A 15,413-nucleotide genomic window follows, 5' to 3' on the forward strand; every position below is an offset into this window, starting at 1 on the left:
GTCCCGACACGGAGGATCATGTCCGACATCACGCGCAGCGACGTCGCGCACCTGGCCCGACTGGCCCGCCTGGCCGTCACCGACGACGAGCTCGACGTGTTCTCCGGGCAGCTCGACGCGATCCTCGACACCGTGGGTCGCGTCTCCGACATCGCCGACGACGTCCCGCCGACCAGCCACGTGGCCCCGCTGACCAACGTCCTGCGACCCGACGAGGCCGAGCCCAGCCTGACCCGGGAGGCCGCCCTCGCCGGCGCCCCCGACGCCGAGGAGGGCCGCTTCCGCGTGCCGCGCATCCTGGGGGAGGAACTGTGAGCCCCACCGACGTCATCCGGCTCGACGCCGCCGAGATCGCCCGCCGGGTCCAGGCCCGCGAGATCTCCTCCGTCGAGGTCACCCGGGCCCACCTCGACCGCATCGCCGCGGTCGAGCCGGCCCTCAACGCCTTCCTGCACGTCGACGCCGAGGGCGCGCTCGCGGCCGCCGAGGCGGTCGACGCCGAGATCGCCGCGGGCACCGTGCGGAGCCCGCTCGCCGGCGTCCCGGTGGCGATCAAGGACAACATCGCCACCGCCGACATGCCCACCACCTGCGCCTCGCGGATCCTCGAGGGCTGGCGCCCGCCCTACGACGCGACCGTGGTCGCGCGCCTGCGCGCCGCCGGGCTGGTCCCGCTGGGCAAGACGAACCTCGACGAGTTCGCGATGGGCGGCTCGAACGAGAACTCGGCCTACGGCGTCGTCCGGAACCCCTGGGACGCCACCCGCGTGCCCGGCGGCTCCGGCGGCGGGTCGGCGGCGGCGACCGCGTCCGCGGAGACCCCGCTCGCGCTCGGGTCCGACACCGGCGGCTCGATCCGCCAGCCCGGCGCGTTCACCGGCACCGTGGGCGTCAAGCCCACCTACGGCACCGTCTCGCGCTACGGCCTGGTCGCGTTCTCGTCGTCGCTCGACCAGATCGGCCCGTGCGGGCGCACCGTCCTCGACGCCGCGATGCTGCACGAGCTCATCGGGGGCCACGACCCGGCCGACCAGACCACCATCGACGCGCCCCTGCCGCCGGTCGTCGAGGCGGCCCTCGCGGGTGCGCGCGGCGACCTCGCCGGGGTGCGCGTCGGCGTCGTCACGGAGCTGTCGAACGAGGGCAACCAGACCGGGGTGCTCGCGGCGTTCACCGACGCGACGCGGGTGCTGACCGACCTCGGCGCCGAGGTCGTGGAGGTCACCTGCCCGTCGTTCACCTACGCCGTGCCGGCGTACTACCTCATCGCGCCCAGCGAGGCGTCGTCGAACCTCGCCCGGTTCGACGCGATGCGCTACGGCCTGCGGGTCGGCGACGACGGGACCCACTCCACCGACGAGGTCATGTCGCTGACCCGCGAGGTCGGCTTCGGGCCCGAGGTCAAGCGCCGCATCATGATCGGCACCCACGCGCTCTCGGCCGGCTCGTACGACGCGCTCTACGGCAAGGCCCAGAAGGCCCGCACGCTGATCGTCCGCGACTTCGCCGCGGCCTTCGAGCACTGCGACGTGCTGGTGTCGCCGACCGTCCCGACCACCGCGTTCCCGATCGGCGACCGCGTCGACGACCCGGTGGCCATGTACCTCGCCGACCTCTGCACGATCCCGGCCAACCTCGCGGGGATCGCGGGCCTGTCGGTGCCGTGCGGGCTCTCCGCCGACGACGGCCTGCCCGTCGGTCTGCAGATCATGGCGCCCGCGCTGGCCGACGACCGCGCCTACCGGGTGGCGGCCGCCTACGAGCTCGCGCGGGACTCGTCGTCGGGAACGCCCTTCGCCTCGACCATCCCCGACCCGGCCGTGTTGGAGAACGTATGACGACCACCGTGGACGCGGCTCCCTACACCGTCGAGGAGGTCTGCGAGCGCTTCGACCCCGTGATGGGGCTCGAGGTGCACGTGGAGCTCAACACCGCCACGAAGATGTTCTGCGGCTGCCGCAACGAGTTCGGCGCCGAGCCGAACACCCACGTCTGCCCGGTGTGCCTGGGGATGCCCGGGTCGCTGCCGCGGGTCAACGGGCGGGCGGTGGAGAGCGCCGTGCTGATCGGCCTGGCCCTCGACTGCCAGGTGCGCGAGCGCAGCGGCTTCGCCCGGAAGAACTACTTCTACCCGGACATGCCGAAGAACTTCCAGATCTCCCAGTACGACGACCCGATCGTCTTCGACGGGCACCTCGACGTGCCGCTCGACGACGGGACGACGTGGCGGGTGGAGATCGAGCGCGCGCACATGGAGGAGGACACCGGCAAGTCGCTGCACATGGGCGGCGCGACGGGCCGCATCCACGGGGCGTCGTACTCCCTGCTCGACTACAACCGCGCGGGCGTCCCGCTGATCGAGATCGTCACGAGGCCGATCGTCGGGGCCGGGGTGCGCGCCCCGGAGATCGCGCGGGCCTACGTGTCGGCGCTGCGCGACGTCATCAAGGGCCTCGGGGTGTCCGACGTCCGGATGGACCAGGGCTCCATGCGCTGCGACGCGAACGTGTCGCTGATGCCGAAGGGTGCCACCGAGTTCGGGACGCGCACCGAGACGAAGAACGTCAACTCGCTGCGCTCGGTGGAGCGGGCGGTGCGCTACGAGATGGGCCGCCACGCCGGCGTCCTGCTCTCGGGCGGCTCGATCACCCAGGAGACGCGGCACTTCGACGAGCAGTCGGGGACCACGTCGGCCGGGCGGCCGAAGGAGACCTTCGCCGACTACCGGTTCTTCCCCGAGCCCGACCTGGTGCCGATCGAGCCGTCGCACGACTGGATCGAGTCGCTGCGCGCGTCCCTCCCGGAGCGTCCGTGGGAGCGCCGCGCCCGCATCCGCACCGAGTGGGACCTCTCGGAGGAGGAACTCCGCGACCTCCTCAACGCCGGCGCCCTCGACCTCATCGCCGAGACCGTCGACGCCGGTGCCCCGCCGGAGGCGGCCCGCTCGTGGTGGGTCTCGTACCTGACCCAGCAGGCCAACACCGCCGGGGTCGAGCTCGCCGACCTCGCGATCACCCCCACCGACGTCGCGCGGGTCGTCGCGCTGGTGTCCGAGGGGACGCTGACGAACAAGCTGGCGCGCCAGGTCGTCGACGGCGTGCTCGCGGGGGAGGGCACCCCCGACGAGGTCGTCGCCGGACGCGGCCTGGCCGTGGTCTCGGACGACTCCGCGCTCACCGCCGCGGTCGACGAGGCCCTCGCCGCGCAGCCCGCCGTCGCGCAGAAGATCCGGGACGGCAAGACGAAGGCCGCGGGCGCCATCGTCGGGGCGGTCATGAAGGCCACCCGCGGGCAGGCCGACGCGGCCCGCGTGAACGAGCTGGTGCTGGAGCGGGTGGCCGCGACCTCGTAGGCCCGTCCCTCCCGCCGTCGAAGGGCATCTCCGAGCGATCGGAGGTGCCCTTCACGCGTTTCTCGACATGATCACCGGGAGTCGCCCGTGGTCGCTCTCGGTGACAATCCGGGCCGTCCGTGACCGGACCGTAACCGACACGGCGCTCACCCGTTGGAGTTCGCAGAGAACAGCTCGTAGCTGAACTCCGGTTGGATCACTGTCCGATCCACCGACCGGTCGATTCACGGACACCGATAGGAGGAGGCCTCCGCATGGGCGCTCATCACGCTCCCCACGCTCACACCGTGGCGTCCCACGCCGCACGCCTCGCCGGACGGGGCGCCTTCACGGCCGCCGCCGCGCTGGCGCTGACCGGCGGCACCGCATCGCTCGCGTTCGCCCACGAGGCGCCGCAGCTCCCGGCCCACGACCTGCAGAGCGGCGCGCACCAGCTCGCCGACGCCGGTCACGTGACGGACCTGCAGCACCGGTCCTCGGACGTGGCCTCCTCGCTGAAGGAGAAGGCGTCGTCGTCGCTGCCGGCGGACGTCGTCGCCGACGCCGGCCACGCCGTCAGCAACACGAGGAACGACCTCACGCACGCGAAGGACAACTGGTCCGCCGCGGCGGAGGACGGCCTCACCGCCGACGAGGCCGGCGAGCAGCTCGGCCTCATGGGCGACGACGTCACTCACGCCGTCGACAACGGCAAGAACGACCTGCAGCACTGGGGGAGCAAGCTCTCCTCCTCGGCGCCCTCCGAGCTCCCGAGCGTGCTCTCCTTCGGCTGATCCGAAGCCCCCCGCACCGACCAGGTCTCCCCGATCGTCCGGTCGCGTGCGGGGTGGGGTCCGGGCCTCCCCCGCCCGGACCCCGCTGCGGCGGGCCTCGTCGGGACGACTCCCGACCGACTCCGACCCGGTCGGCGTCGTCCCGGCTCCACGCCCGTCCGCTCCCCGACCCACGGCCCCGTCACCTCCGCCCGCTGCCCCGGGCCGAGGGGGCGGGGCCGTGGTGTGCCTCCGGCCTGTGAGCACTAGTCCGTGTCTGGACACGGAATAGTGCTCACGGGCGCTTGCGCACCTCTAGTCCGGGCCCGAGCCCCCGCCCGACGGCGGACGGATGCGGATCACGCGGTCGTCCGTGGAGCCCGGGGTGCCGCCGGCGTCCTTGTTGGCGGTGCCCAGCCAGAGCATGCCGTCGGAGGCGAGGTCGGCCCCCGAGAGGCGGCCGTAGGTGTTCTGCAGGACCTCCTCCGGCGCCCCGACGAACCGGCCCTCGGCGGTGGGCTTGAGCGCGGAGACGGCGCGGCCGTCGGACAGGGCGACCAGCAGGGTCCCGCCGCCCGCCGCGCAGCCCGTGACCCCCGGGCGCTCCGGCCAGGTCCACCCCGGCGCCGCGGCGGCCGCGGTCCCGGGCGCCACCCCCGGCCGGACCCCGAGCAGGACGTCGCGGGAGCCCGCGCGGTCGGTGACCCAGGTGGTGTTCGAGCTGACGTCGGGGCAGACGTCGCCGGGGGAGCGCAGGCCCGACCCGACCACCGGCGACGCCGGATCGGGGTTGCCGGGCGCGGGCCGGCCGAACGGGTCGATCCGCAGGAGCTTCCCGGCCAGCCCGGTCCCGCTGCCTGCGTCACCCGTCGCCACGAGCAGCGTCCCGTTCGGCTCCACCCCGATCGCGCCGCGGTTTCCCGACGAGCCCCGCGGGATGCCGGTGAGCACCGGCTTGGGTACGTCGCCCGGGGCGATCCGCAGCACCGCGTTGCCCGACGAGGTGGTCGCGTAGGCGTAGACGAGTTGGTCCTCGGCGTAGGTGGGGGAGAGCACCAGGCCGGTGAGCCCGCCGTCGCCCGCGGCGTCGACGGAGACCGTCGCGATCGGCTGCGGCGTGGTCTCGGGCGCCACGCGCAGGATGCGGCCGGTCGTCCGCTCCGCCACCAGGGCCGCCTGGCCGCCGGGGAGGGTGACGACCGCCGACACGGCGCCGAGGCAGGTCGCGACGACCTGCGGGTCGGGGTCGACGCACGGCCCCGGCGGCCCGGAGGCACCCCCGGGCGGCGCGGCGGGGGCCGACGGCTCGGACGGGGAGGGCGACTGCGGCTGCGGGGCGCGCTCCGCGCCGATCTCGGGCTTGTCGCGCCAGGGCTCGGAGGAGGCGTCGGGGAACTGCGCGCACCCCGCGAGCAGGGCCAGGCACACCGCGGTCACGACGACGAGCGCCGACCTGCGCAGGGGGTGTGGACCCCGTCGCTCCGCTCGCCCCGACACGACCGGTCAGCGTAGGCGCCCCAGGCTGAACGCACCGTGAGGGACTAGCGTGCTCACCCGATGAGCGAGAACACCCTGACGGTGCTGGTCCCCGACGAGGTCGGCGAGCGCGAGCTCGCGAAGGTCGACGGGGTCCGGCCGGTGCGCTACGACGAGTCGCAGGGTCCGGAGGGGCTGCCCCCGGAGGCCGCCGAGGCGCAGGTGTTCGTCCCCGGCTTCCTCGGCCAGGACGAGGCCCGCCGGCTGATCGAGGCCTGCCCCGAGCTGCGGCTCGTGCAGCTCCTCTCGGCCGGCGCGGAGAAGTTCGTCGGGGTGCTGCCCGAGGGGGTCGCGCTCTCGGACTGCCGCGGCGCCCACGGCGGCGTCACCGCCGAGTGGGTCCTGGCCGCGATCCTCGCCGTGCTGCGGGAGATCCCGGAGTTCGTGCGGAACCAGACCGACGCGCACTGGGACCAGCACCTCACCGACACCCTCACCGGGAAGAGCGTCCTGCTCGTCGGCGCGGGCGACCTCGCCGAGCAGACCACCCGTCGTCTGGAACCCTTCGACGTCGGCCCGATCACCCTCGTCGGGACCCGGGCCCGCGACGGGGTGCACGGCGCGGACGAGCTCCCCGACCTCCTCCCGCACCACGACGTCACGGTCCTGCTCGTGCCCCTCACCGACGCGACCCGCGGCCTGGTCGACGCCGAGTTCCTCGCCGCCATGCCCGACGGCGCCCTGCTCGTCAACGCCGCCCGCGGCCCCGTCGTCGACACCGACGCCCTGCTCGCGGAACTGCGCGCCGGGCGGCTGCGCGCCGTGGTCGACGTGACCGACCCCGAGCCCCTGCCCGCCGACCACCCGCTGTGGACGGCCCCGAACCTGCTCATCACCCCGCACGTCGGCGGCAGCGTGCCCGGCCACCTCGACCGCGCGTACCGGGTCGTCGTGCCGCAGCTCGAGGCGGTCGTCGCGGGGGAGGACCCGCCGAACCTCGTCGTCGGTCAGTATTAGGACGATCGGGCGGCTGCCCGAACCGGTGCGGCCGGGTGCCGCGTGGCGTCGTGGTCACCCGAACGAGTCGACCTACGCTCCCCGGTCGTGAGCCTGTGGAGTCGTGACCGTGTGCCCGCCGGTGACCTCTCGTTCCTGGGGTTCGAGAGCGCGCCGAGCGACACCACCGTGTTCCCGTGGCGCGAGGAGAGCGGCGCCTCCACGGTCGACGAGCCCATCCCGACGACGACCGTGGTCGCGGTCCGGCCCTGGGCGGCGGAGGTCGGGCTGCTCGTCGCCCGCCTCGTGCTCGGCGGGACCGCCCTCCTCGGCGGCGCCCGCACGTTGTTCGACCTCCCGCGCGGGCACGGCGACGGCACCGTCGCCACGCAGACCCTGCTGAGCGGGCTCGGCTTCCGTCCGGTGGCCGAGCTGACGGCGGCCCTGGGCTGGGTGCAGCTCGTGGCCGGGCTGCTCGTGATGGTGGGGGTGTTCGCGTCGTTCGCGGCGTCGGCACTGCTCGCGATCCACCTGGTGGCGGTGGTGACCTCGGTCGGCGCCGCGTGGTCGGCCGGCGCGGTGGGCCCGGTCGAGGCGCCCCTGTTCGGGCTCGCGCTCGCCGCGGTCGTCGTGCTCGCGGGTCCGGGCCGGATCAGCGGGGACGCCGACCGGCCCTGGTACCGCGCTCAGACCCCGGTGGGCCTGACGTGCCTGCTGGTCGGCGTCGCCACCGGTCTCACGGTGCTTATCGCGATGCGGGCCTGACCGACCCCACGACGATCACCGGGACGTGGCGGATCCGGACGCCCAGGCCTCGGACCCGCCACGTCCCGACGATCATGGCCGCCGGACGTCAGATCGCGCGGACCGCGCCCGTCGCGCCCGAGGTGACGAGCTTCGCGTAGGCCCGCAGCGCCGCCGTGAGGTTCCGGCCGCGGTCGGTGGCGGGCTGCCACGGCCGCTCCGAGGCCTCCATCTTCGCGCGGCGCCCGTCGAGCACCTCGTCGTCGACGAGCAGCTCGATCCGCCGGGAGTCGACGTCGATGAGGATCTGGTCGCCCTGCTCGACCAGCGCGATCACCCCGCCGTGGGCCGCCTCGGGGGAGACGTGCCCGACGCTGATCCCGGACGAGCCGCCGGAGAACCGGCCGTCGGTGATCAGCGCGCACACGGCGCCGAGGCCCGCGCCCTTGAGGAAGGCCGTCGGGTGCAGCATCTCCTGCATGCCGGGGCCGCCCGCGGGGCCCTCGTAGCGCACGACGACGACGTCGCCCGGCTGCACCTCGCGCTTGAGGATGATCGAGACCGCCTCCTCCTGGGAGTCGACCACGCGGGCCGGCCCCTGGAAGTGGCGCCCGTCCTCGGGCAGGCCGGCGCTCTTGATGACCGCGCCGTCGGGGGAGAGGTTCCCGGTGAGCACGGCCAGGCCGCCGTCCGCGGAGAAGGCGTGCGCGACGTCGTGGATGCAGCCGGTCGCGGCGTCGGTGTCGAGCGAGGACCACCGGTTGCTCGTCGAGAACGGTTCGACGGTGCGCACGCCGCCGGGCGCGGCGTGGAACAGCTCCACGGCCTCGTCGGACGGCTGCGCACCGCGGATGTCCCAGTGCCCCAGCCACTCGTCGAGGCTGGAGGCGTGCACGGCCACGACGTCGCGGTGCAGCATCCCGCCGCGGTCGAGCTCGCCGAGGATCGCCGGGATCCCGCCGGCGCGGTGGACGTCCTCCATGTGGAAGTCCGAGTTCGGCGCCACCTTGCTGATGCACGGCACCCGGCGGCTGACCGCGTCGATGTCGGCGAGGGTGAAGTCGAGCCCGGCCTCGTGGGCGGCGGCGAGGATGTGCAGGACGGTGTTCGTCGAGCCGCCCATGGCGACGTCGAGCGCCATCGCGTTCTCGAAGGCGTGCCGGTTCGCGATCTCGCGCGGCAGCGCCGACGAGTCGTCGTTGCCGTACCAGCGCCGGGCGAGCTCGACGACCGTGCGCCCGGCGTCCAGGAACAGCTCCCGCCGCGCGGCGTGCGTCGCGAGCGTGGACCCGTTGCCGGGCAGGGAGAGCCCGAGGGCCTCGGTGAGGCAGTTCATCGAGTTCGCCGTGAACATGCCCGAGCAGGAGCCGCAGGTGGGGCAGGCCGAGCGCTCGACCTCGGTGAGGCCCTCGTCGTCGACCGTGCTCGACGCGGACGCCGAGATCGCGGTGATGAGGTCGGTCGGGGCCTGGGCGACGCCCTCGACGACGACGGCCTTGCCGGCCTCCATCGGGCCGCCGGAGACGAAGACCGTGGGGATGTTGAGCCGCATCGCGGCGTTGAGCATGCCCGGGGTGATCTTGTCGCAGTTCGAGATGCAGACCAGGGCGTCGACCGCGTGGCCCTGCACCATGTGCTCGACCGAGTCGGCGATCACCTCGCGGGACGGCAGCGAGTGCAGCATCCCGCCGTGGCCCATGGCGATGCCGTCGTCGACGGCGATCGTGTGGAACTCGCGCGCGACCCCGCCGGCCTCCCGCACGGCGCCCGCCACCAGCTCGCCCATCTCCTTGAGGTGGACGTGGCCCGGCACGAACTGCGTGTACGAGTTCGCGATCGCGATCAACGGCTTGTCGAAGTCGCTGTCGGTCATGCCGGTGGCGCGCCACAGGGCGCGGGCGCCGGCGGCGTTGCGGCCCTGGGTGGTGACGCGGGAACGGAGCGGCGGCACGGAAGGATCCTCCTCGGTCAGGGACTACCGATCGGAGGTTACGCCCGGCCTTCCGGACGACGGCCCGGTGCGGATTCGTCGTCGTCGGCGCTCTCCGGACTCCCGACCGCGGTCTCCGCCGCGGCATCGTCGGGAAGCGCATCGTCGGGACCGGCCTCGCCCCCGGCGCCCCGCTGCTCCTTGAGCTTGGCGATCCGCAGCCGCGCGGCCTCCAGCTCGCGGGCGTGCTCGGCGGCGGCCTCCGCCTCCGCGGGCGTGGGCGCGCTGATGCGGCCGCCGCTGGCCTCGCCGACCCGCCCGAGGTCGCGGATCCGGACCCCGCGCAGCTCGAGCTCGGCGCCCTGCTCGGGCACCGCGTGCACCCACCGCTTCCCCGAGAGGCGCAGCGTCGCGACCTGCTCCCACGGCAGCGAGCGGGTGCCGGTGATCCCGCGGACGTGCAGCCCCGCGGTGTCGACCCGGGTCCGGCCCAGCAGGACCCACGCGGCCACCGCGAGGGGACCCAGGAACAGGAGGAACCACGCGCCGCCCTGGAAGGCGATGGGCGAGAGGCACAGCGCGAGGAAGGCGACCGCCACGAGGGCGACGCTCGGGACGGCCCGGAACGTCGCCGGGGCGGGCTCGGCGGTCGTCGCCGCCTGCTGGTCTGCCACGCCCGCGATGGTGCCAGCCGACGTCCGCCCGGGCCGTGCGGACGGTGCCCGCCGCGGGCGCCGGTGTGACGTGGGAGGCGGTCCGGACCGGGCGGACCGCGTGCTACCGTGATCGCCATGCAGCGAATTCTCGTACTCGCCGGGCGCGTCAGCGCCTGACGAGCCTCGTGCTCGTCGCCCGAGTTCGCTGACGCGCCTGCCCTCTCCGCCACCGGCGGCGAGGGCTTTTTCGTGTTCGGGCGCAGTCGTGTCCGGGGCGTCTCGCCAGGCCCCCGTCCGTGTCCCACCCAGAGGCTGATCACCGATGACCACAGCCAGACCCCGTCCGGCGCCGCGTACCGGAGCACCGAGCGAGCAGCAGGACACCGCTGCCCAGCCCGTGGCCCGGCCCGCCGCGCCGCGTCCGGCCCGTGTCGACCCCGTCCCCGCCACCGGGGCACAGTCCCTCGTCCGCTCTCTCGAGTCCGTGGGTTGCGACGTCGTCTTCGGCATCCCCGGGGGCGCGATCCTCCCGGCGTACGACCCCCTCTACGACTCGACCATCGTGCGCCACATCCTCGTGCGCCACGAGCAGGGCGCCGGGCACGCCGCCACCGGCTACGCGCAGGCCACCGGCCGGGTCGGCGTCTGCATCGCGACCTCGGGGCCGGGTGCGACGAACCTCGTCACGCCGCTGGCCGACGCGATGCTCGACTCGGTGCCGATCGTCGCGATCACCGGGCAGGTGGGGCGCGCCATGATCGGCACGGACGCGTTCCAGGAAGCCGACATCTGCGGCATCACCCTGCCGATCACCAAGCACAACATGCTGGTCACCGACCCGGCGGACATCCCGCGCGCGATCACCGAGGCGTTCCACATCGCCTCGTCGGGACGCCCGGGGCCGGTGCTCGTCGACCTGCCCAAGGACGTCCTGCAGGCGCAGACGACGTTCTCGTGGCCCGTCGAGATGGCCCTGCCCGGGTACCGCCCGACGACGAAGCCGCACGGCAAGCAGATCCGGGAGGCCGCGCGGCTGATCGCGCAGGCCCGGCGCCCGGTCCTCTACGTCGGCGGCGGCGTCCTCAAGGCCGAGGCGTCCCCGGAGCTCCTGGAGCTCGCCCACGAGACCGGTGCGCCCGTCGTCACCACCCTGATGGCGCGGGGCGCGTTCCCCGACTCGCACCCGCAGAACCTCGGCATGCCCGGCATGCACGGCACCGTCGCGGCGGTGGCGGCCATGCAGCGCTCCGACCTGCTGATCGCCCTCGGCGCCCGGTTCGACGACCGCGTCACCGGCACCCTCTCCACCTTCGCGCCCGAGGCCAAGGTGGTGCACGCCGACATCGACCCGGCCGAGATCGGCAAGAACCGGGTCGCCGACGTGCCGATCGTCGGCGACGCCCGCGAGGTGATCGGCGAGCTGACCGCCGCGCTGCGCAGCCGGGCCGGCGAGGACCCGCGGCCCGACCTGACGCCGTGGTGGAACCAGCTCAACTCGTGGCGCGAGACGTTCCCGCTCGGCTACGACGAGCCCGCCGACGGCACGCTCTCCCCGGAGTACGTGATCGAGCGGATCGGGAAGATCGCCGGGCCCGACGCGATCTACTCCTCCGGCGTGGGCCAGCACCAGATGTGGGCGGCGCAGTTCATCGCCTACGAGAAGCCGCGGACGTGGCTCAACTCCGGCGGCGCCGGGACCATGGGCTACGGCGTGCCCGCGGCCATGGGCGCCAAGGTCGGGCAGCCCGACACCACGGTGTGGTGCATCGACGGCGACGGCTGCTTCCAGATGACCAACCAGGAGCTCGCGACCTGCGCGATCGAGGGCATCCCGATCAAGGTCGCCGTCATCAACAACGGCAACCTCGGCATGGTCCGGCAGTGGCAGACCCTGTTCTACGGGGAGCGCTACTCCAACACCGAGCTCGGCACGCACAAGCACCGCGTGCCCGACTTCGTGATGCTCGCCGAGGCGCTCGGCTGCGAGGGCCTGCGCTGCGAGTCCAAGGACGACGTCGACCGCGTCATCAACGAGGCGATGGCGATCAACGACCGGCCCGTCGTCATCGACTTCACCGTCGGCGCCGACGCGCAGGTGTGGCCGATGGTCGCCGCCGGCACCGGCAACGACCAGATCATGGCGGCGCGGAACATCCGCCCGCTGTTCGACGACCCGGAGACGGGCGGGGCCGACGAGGTCGTCACGAACATCGAGCGTGAGGACGAGGACCGGTGACCACCCACACGCTCTCGGTCCTCGTCGAGGACAAGCCCGGCGTCCTGGCCCGCATCTCGGGCCTGTTCTCGCGGCGCGGCTACAACATCCAGTCGCTGGCGGTCGGCCCCACCGAGGAGACCGGCATCTCCCGCATGACGATCTGCGTGAGCGTCGACGAGTTCCCCCTCGAGCAGGTGACCAAGCAGCTCAACAAGCTGGTGAACGTCATCAAGATCGTCGAGCTGGAGCCCGCCTCGTCGGTGCAGCGCGAGCTGGTCATGCTCAAGGTGCGCGCCGACGCCACGGTGCGTTCCCAGGTGCTCGAGGTGACCCAGATGTTCCGGGCCAAGGTCGTCGACGTCGCCCCCGACGCCGTCACGATCGAGGCCACCGGCACCGCTGACAAGCTGTCGGCGCTGCGTCGGATGCTCGAGCCTTACGGCATCCGCGAGATCGTCCAGTCCGGCATGGTCGCGCTCGCCCGCGGGCCGCGCGCCATCGCCGCCAACCGATAAGTCGTACCGAGAGGAAACCGCAGTTCCATGAGTGTCGATATCTTCTACGACGCCGACGCCGACCTGTCGATCATCCAGGGCCGCAAGGTCGCCGTGATCGGCTACGGCAGCCAGGGCCACGCGCACGCGCTCTCGCTGCGCGACTCGGGCGTCGACGTCCGGATCGGCCTGCCCGAGTCCTCCAAGTCGCGCGCCGTCGCGGAGGAGGAGGGGCTGCGGGTGCTCACGCCGGCCGAGGCGTCCGCCGAGGCCGACCTGATCATGATCCTCGCGCCCGACACCAAGCAGCGGACGATCTACGCCGAGGACATCGCGCCCAACCTGAACTCGGGCGACGCGATCTTCTTCGGTCACGGCTTCAACATCCGCTACGACCTCATCCAGCCGCCGTCGGACGTCGACGTGGCCATGGTCGCGCCGAAGGGCCCGGGCCACCTCGTCCGCCGCCAGTTCGTCGACGGCAAGGGCGTCCCCTGCCTCATCGCGGTGGAGCAGGACGCCTCGGGCAACGCCCAGGCCCTCGCACTCTCCTACGCGGCGGCCATCGGCGGCGGCCGCGCGGGCGTCATCAAGACGACCTTCACCGAGGAGACCGAGACCGACCTCTTCGGCGAGCAGGCCGTGCTCTGCGGCGGCACCTCGGCGCTGGTCCAGGCCGGGTTCGAGACCCTCGTCGAGGCCGGCTACCAGCCCGAGATCGCCTACTTCGAGTGCCTCCACGAGCTCAAGCTGATCGTGGACCTCATGTGGGAGAAGGGCATCTACGGCCAGCGCTACAGCTGCTCGGACACCGCCGAGTACGGCGACCTCACCCGCGGCCCGCGCATCATCAACTCCGCGGTCAAGGACGAGATGCGCCGCGTGCTCACCGAGATCCAGGACGGGTCCTTCGCCCGCGAGTGGATCGCCGAGGACGACAACGGCCGCCCGAACTTCACCAAGCTCGAGGACGAGGGCAAGGCCCACCAGATCGAGCAGGTCGGCGCCAAGCTCCGCGACCTGATGCCGTTCATCCCGAAGAACAAGCTCTGACGCCTCGGCGTCGCGCGACCGGCGGCGGGCGTCCCCACGAGGGGGCGCCCGCCGTCGTGCGTCCGGGCCGGGACCGACCATTGCTGCCAGCACGTGATCCCGGGCACGATGGCCGACCGTCAGCACCGTCGCCGACCCGGGGAGCAGCATGTCGAAGCCCGTCGTCCTGATGGCCGAGAAGCTCGCCCCGTCGACGCTGGAGGTGTTCGGCGACGAGGTGGAGGTCCGGGACGTCGACGGCACCGACCGGGCCGCGCTCCTCGAGGCCGTGCGGGACGCCGACGCGCTGCTCGTGCGCAGCGCCACGCAGGTCGACGCCGAGGTGTTCGCCGCCCAGCAGCGGCTCACGGTGGTCGGGCGCGCCGGGGTGGGGCTCGACAACGTCGACGTCCCCGCGGCGACGGCGGCCGGCGTGATGGTGGTGAACGCCCCGACCTCGAACATCGTCTCGGCGGCCGAGCACGCCCTCGCGCTCCTGCTCGCGACGGCCCGGCACATCCCCGCCGCCGACGCGAGCCTGCGCCGCGGCGAGTGGGCCCGCTCGAAGTACTCGGGCGTCGAGATCCAGGGCAAGACCGTCGGGGTGATCGGGCTCGGGAAGATCGGCCAGCTCTTCGCCGCCCGGATCAAGGCCTTCGACACCCACGTCATCGCCTACGACCCCTACCTGCCGCAGAGCCGGGCCGCGCAGCTCGGGATCGAGCTCGTTTCCCTCGACGAGCTGCTGGGCCGCGCCGACATGATGACGATCCACCTGCCGAAGACCCCCGAGACCCAGGGCCTGATCGGCAAGGAGGCCCTCGCGCGGACCAAGCGGGGCGTCATCGTCGTGAACGCCGCCCGCGGCGGGCTCGTCGACGAGGACGCGCTCGCCGAGGCGATCCGCTCGGGCCAGGTCGCGGGCGCGGGCGTCGACGTCTACGTCACCGAGCCGACCACGCAGAGCCCGCTCTTCGAGCTCGAGCAGGTCACCGCGACGCCGCACCTCGGCGCGTCGACGGCCGAGGCGCAGGACCGCGCCGGCACCGACGTGGCGCACAGCGTCCTGCGGGCCCTGCGCGGCGACTTCGTGCCCGACGCCGTGAACGTCCAGGGCGGCGCGGTCGGCGAGGAGGTCCGGCCGTGGCTCGGGGTCACCCAGAAGCTGGGGACGCTGCTCTCGACGCTCGTCGGGCAGCCGTCGTCGGTCACGGTGCTGGTCCGTGGCGAGCTCGCGCACGAGGACGTCGCCGTGCTCGAGCTGGCCGCGCTCCGTGGGGTGTTCGGCGGCGTCGTCGACGAACCCGTCACGTTCGTCAACGCCCCGGCCCTCGCCCGGGAGCGCGGGGTCTCGGTGGCTATCGAGACCGCCCCGGAGAGCCCCAACCATCGCAGCGTCGTCACGCTGCGCGCCCTGCAGGACGGCGGGGAGCAGGTCTCGGTGTCGGGCACGCTCACCGGCGCCGACCAGGTGGAGAAGCTCGTCGAGATCAACGGGCGCTCGTTCGACCTGCGCGCCGAGGGCACGGTGCTGCTCTTCGAGTACACCGACCGGCCGGGCGCGATGGGGGCGGTCGGCACCCTGTTGGGTGAGTCCGAGGTCAACATCGAGGCCGCGCAGATGTCCCAGACCCGTGACGGCGCGTCGTCGGTCATGCTCCTGCGCGTCGACCGGACCGTGCCGGACGAGGTGCTGGCGCCGATCGGCGAGGCCATCGGGGCCCGGACCACCCGCCTGATCCCCTTCGACTGACCCGGACAGG

The 15,413-nt window shown here is 73.4% G+C and carries 13 protein-coding genes; 10 read left to right on the forward strand and 3 right to left on the reverse strand.

Going from position 1 to position 15,413, the window contains the following annotated elements; all coding sequences use genetic code 11:
• Positions 1-18: 18 nt before the first annotated feature.
• The 4 genes from gatC to ACFPBZ_RS04270 all read left to right on the forward strand — a co-directional run bounded on the left by gatC (position 19) and on the right by ACFPBZ_RS04270 (position 4,125).
• The gene (gene gatC, locus ACFPBZ_RS04255; protein WP_378034754.1) at positions 19-315 is read left to right on the forward strand and encodes an Asp-tRNA(Asn)/Glu-tRNA(Gln) amidotransferase subunit GatC; all 297 of its coding nucleotides are present in this window, start codon (positions 19-21) and stop codon (positions 313-315) included.
• Positions 312-1,838: an Asp-tRNA(Asn)/Glu-tRNA(Gln) amidotransferase subunit GatA gene (gene gatA / locus ACFPBZ_RS04260; protein WP_378034755.1), complete on the forward strand. Its 1,527-nt coding sequence runs from the start codon at positions 312-314 to the stop codon at positions 1,836-1,838. The genes gatC and gatA overlap by 4 nt, the downstream gene beginning before the upstream one ends.
• Positions 1,835-3,352, forward strand: coding sequence for an Asp-tRNA(Asn)/Glu-tRNA(Gln) amidotransferase subunit GatB (gatB, locus tag ACFPBZ_RS04265; RefSeq protein ID WP_378034756.1), 1,518 nt, complete (start codon positions 1,835-1,837; stop codon positions 3,350-3,352). The genes gatA and gatB overlap by 4 nt, the downstream gene beginning before the upstream one ends.
• 287 nt (positions 3,353-3,639) lie before the next feature.
• The gene (locus ACFPBZ_RS04270) at positions 3,640-4,125 is read left to right on the forward strand and encodes a hypothetical protein (RefSeq protein ID WP_378034757.1); all 486 of its coding nucleotides are present in this window, start codon (positions 3,640-3,642) and stop codon (positions 4,123-4,125) included.
• Between the two features lie 294 nt (positions 4,126-4,419).
• Here ACFPBZ_RS04270 and ACFPBZ_RS04275 read toward each other — a convergent pair whose 3' ends face one another.
• The gene (locus tag ACFPBZ_RS04275; protein ID WP_378034758.1) at positions 4,420-5,541 is read right to left on the reverse strand and encodes a PQQ-dependent sugar dehydrogenase; all 1,122 of its coding nucleotides are present in this window, start codon (positions 5,539-5,541) and stop codon (positions 4,420-4,422) included.
• A 120-nt stretch (positions 5,542-5,661) separates the two neighbouring features.
• Between ACFPBZ_RS04275 and ACFPBZ_RS04280 the strand changes: the two genes are divergently transcribed.
• Positions 5,662-6,597 (forward strand): 2-hydroxyacid dehydrogenase, encoded by a 936-nt coding sequence (locus tag ACFPBZ_RS04280; RefSeq protein WP_378034759.1) that lies wholly within the window; start codon positions 5,662-5,664, stop codon positions 6,595-6,597.
• An 87-nt stretch (positions 6,598-6,684) separates the two neighbouring features.
• Positions 6,685-7,341 (forward strand): DoxX family membrane protein, encoded by a 657-nt coding sequence (locus ACFPBZ_RS04285; RefSeq protein WP_378034760.1) that lies wholly within the window; start codon positions 6,685-6,687, stop codon positions 7,339-7,341.
• A gap of 88 nt (positions 7,342-7,429) precedes the next feature.
• Here the strand turns inward: ACFPBZ_RS04285 and ilvD are convergent, their stop codons facing one another.
• On the reverse strand, positions 7,430-9,271 hold the full coding sequence (gene ilvD, locus ACFPBZ_RS04290) for a dihydroxy-acid dehydratase (protein WP_378034761.1): 1,842 nt from the start codon (positions 9,269-9,271) through the stop codon (positions 7,430-7,432).
• A 38-nt stretch (positions 9,272-9,309) separates the two neighbouring features.
• Complete coding sequence (locus tag ACFPBZ_RS04295; protein ID WP_378034762.1) at positions 9,310-9,924, reverse strand: PH domain-containing protein; 615 nt, start codon at positions 9,922-9,924, stop codon at positions 9,310-9,312.
• Positions 9,925-10,228: 304 nt separating this feature from the next.
• On the opposite strand from ACFPBZ_RS04295, the gene ACFPBZ_RS04300 reads away from it, so the two are divergent.
• From ACFPBZ_RS04300 to serA, 4 genes are all read left to right on the forward strand, one after another.
• Positions 10,229-12,142, forward strand: a complete 1,914-nt coding sequence (locus tag ACFPBZ_RS04300) for an acetolactate synthase large subunit (RefSeq protein ID WP_378034763.1) — start codon at positions 10,229-10,231, stop codon at positions 12,140-12,142.
• On the forward strand, positions 12,139-12,639 hold the full coding sequence (ilvN, locus tag ACFPBZ_RS04305) for an acetolactate synthase small subunit (RefSeq protein WP_378034764.1): 501 nt from the start codon (positions 12,139-12,141) through the stop codon (positions 12,637-12,639). The genes ACFPBZ_RS04300 and ilvN overlap by 4 nt, the downstream gene beginning before the upstream one ends.
• Positions 12,640-12,666: 27 nt before the next feature.
• Positions 12,667-13,671, forward strand: coding sequence for a ketol-acid reductoisomerase (ilvC, locus tag ACFPBZ_RS04310; protein WP_378034765.1), 1,005 nt, complete (start codon positions 12,667-12,669; stop codon positions 13,669-13,671).
• Between the two features lie 148 nt (positions 13,672-13,819).
• On the forward strand, positions 13,820-15,403 hold the full coding sequence (gene serA / locus ACFPBZ_RS04315; RefSeq protein ID WP_378034766.1) for a phosphoglycerate dehydrogenase: 1,584 nt from the start codon (positions 13,820-13,822) through the stop codon (positions 15,401-15,403).
• Positions 15,404-15,413 lie beyond the last annotated feature (10 nt).

The organism is Actinomycetospora atypica, from assembly GCF_042653685.1.
Classification (GTDB): Bacteria; Actinomycetota; Actinomycetes; order Mycobacteriales; family Pseudonocardiaceae; genus Actinomycetospora; species Actinomycetospora atypica.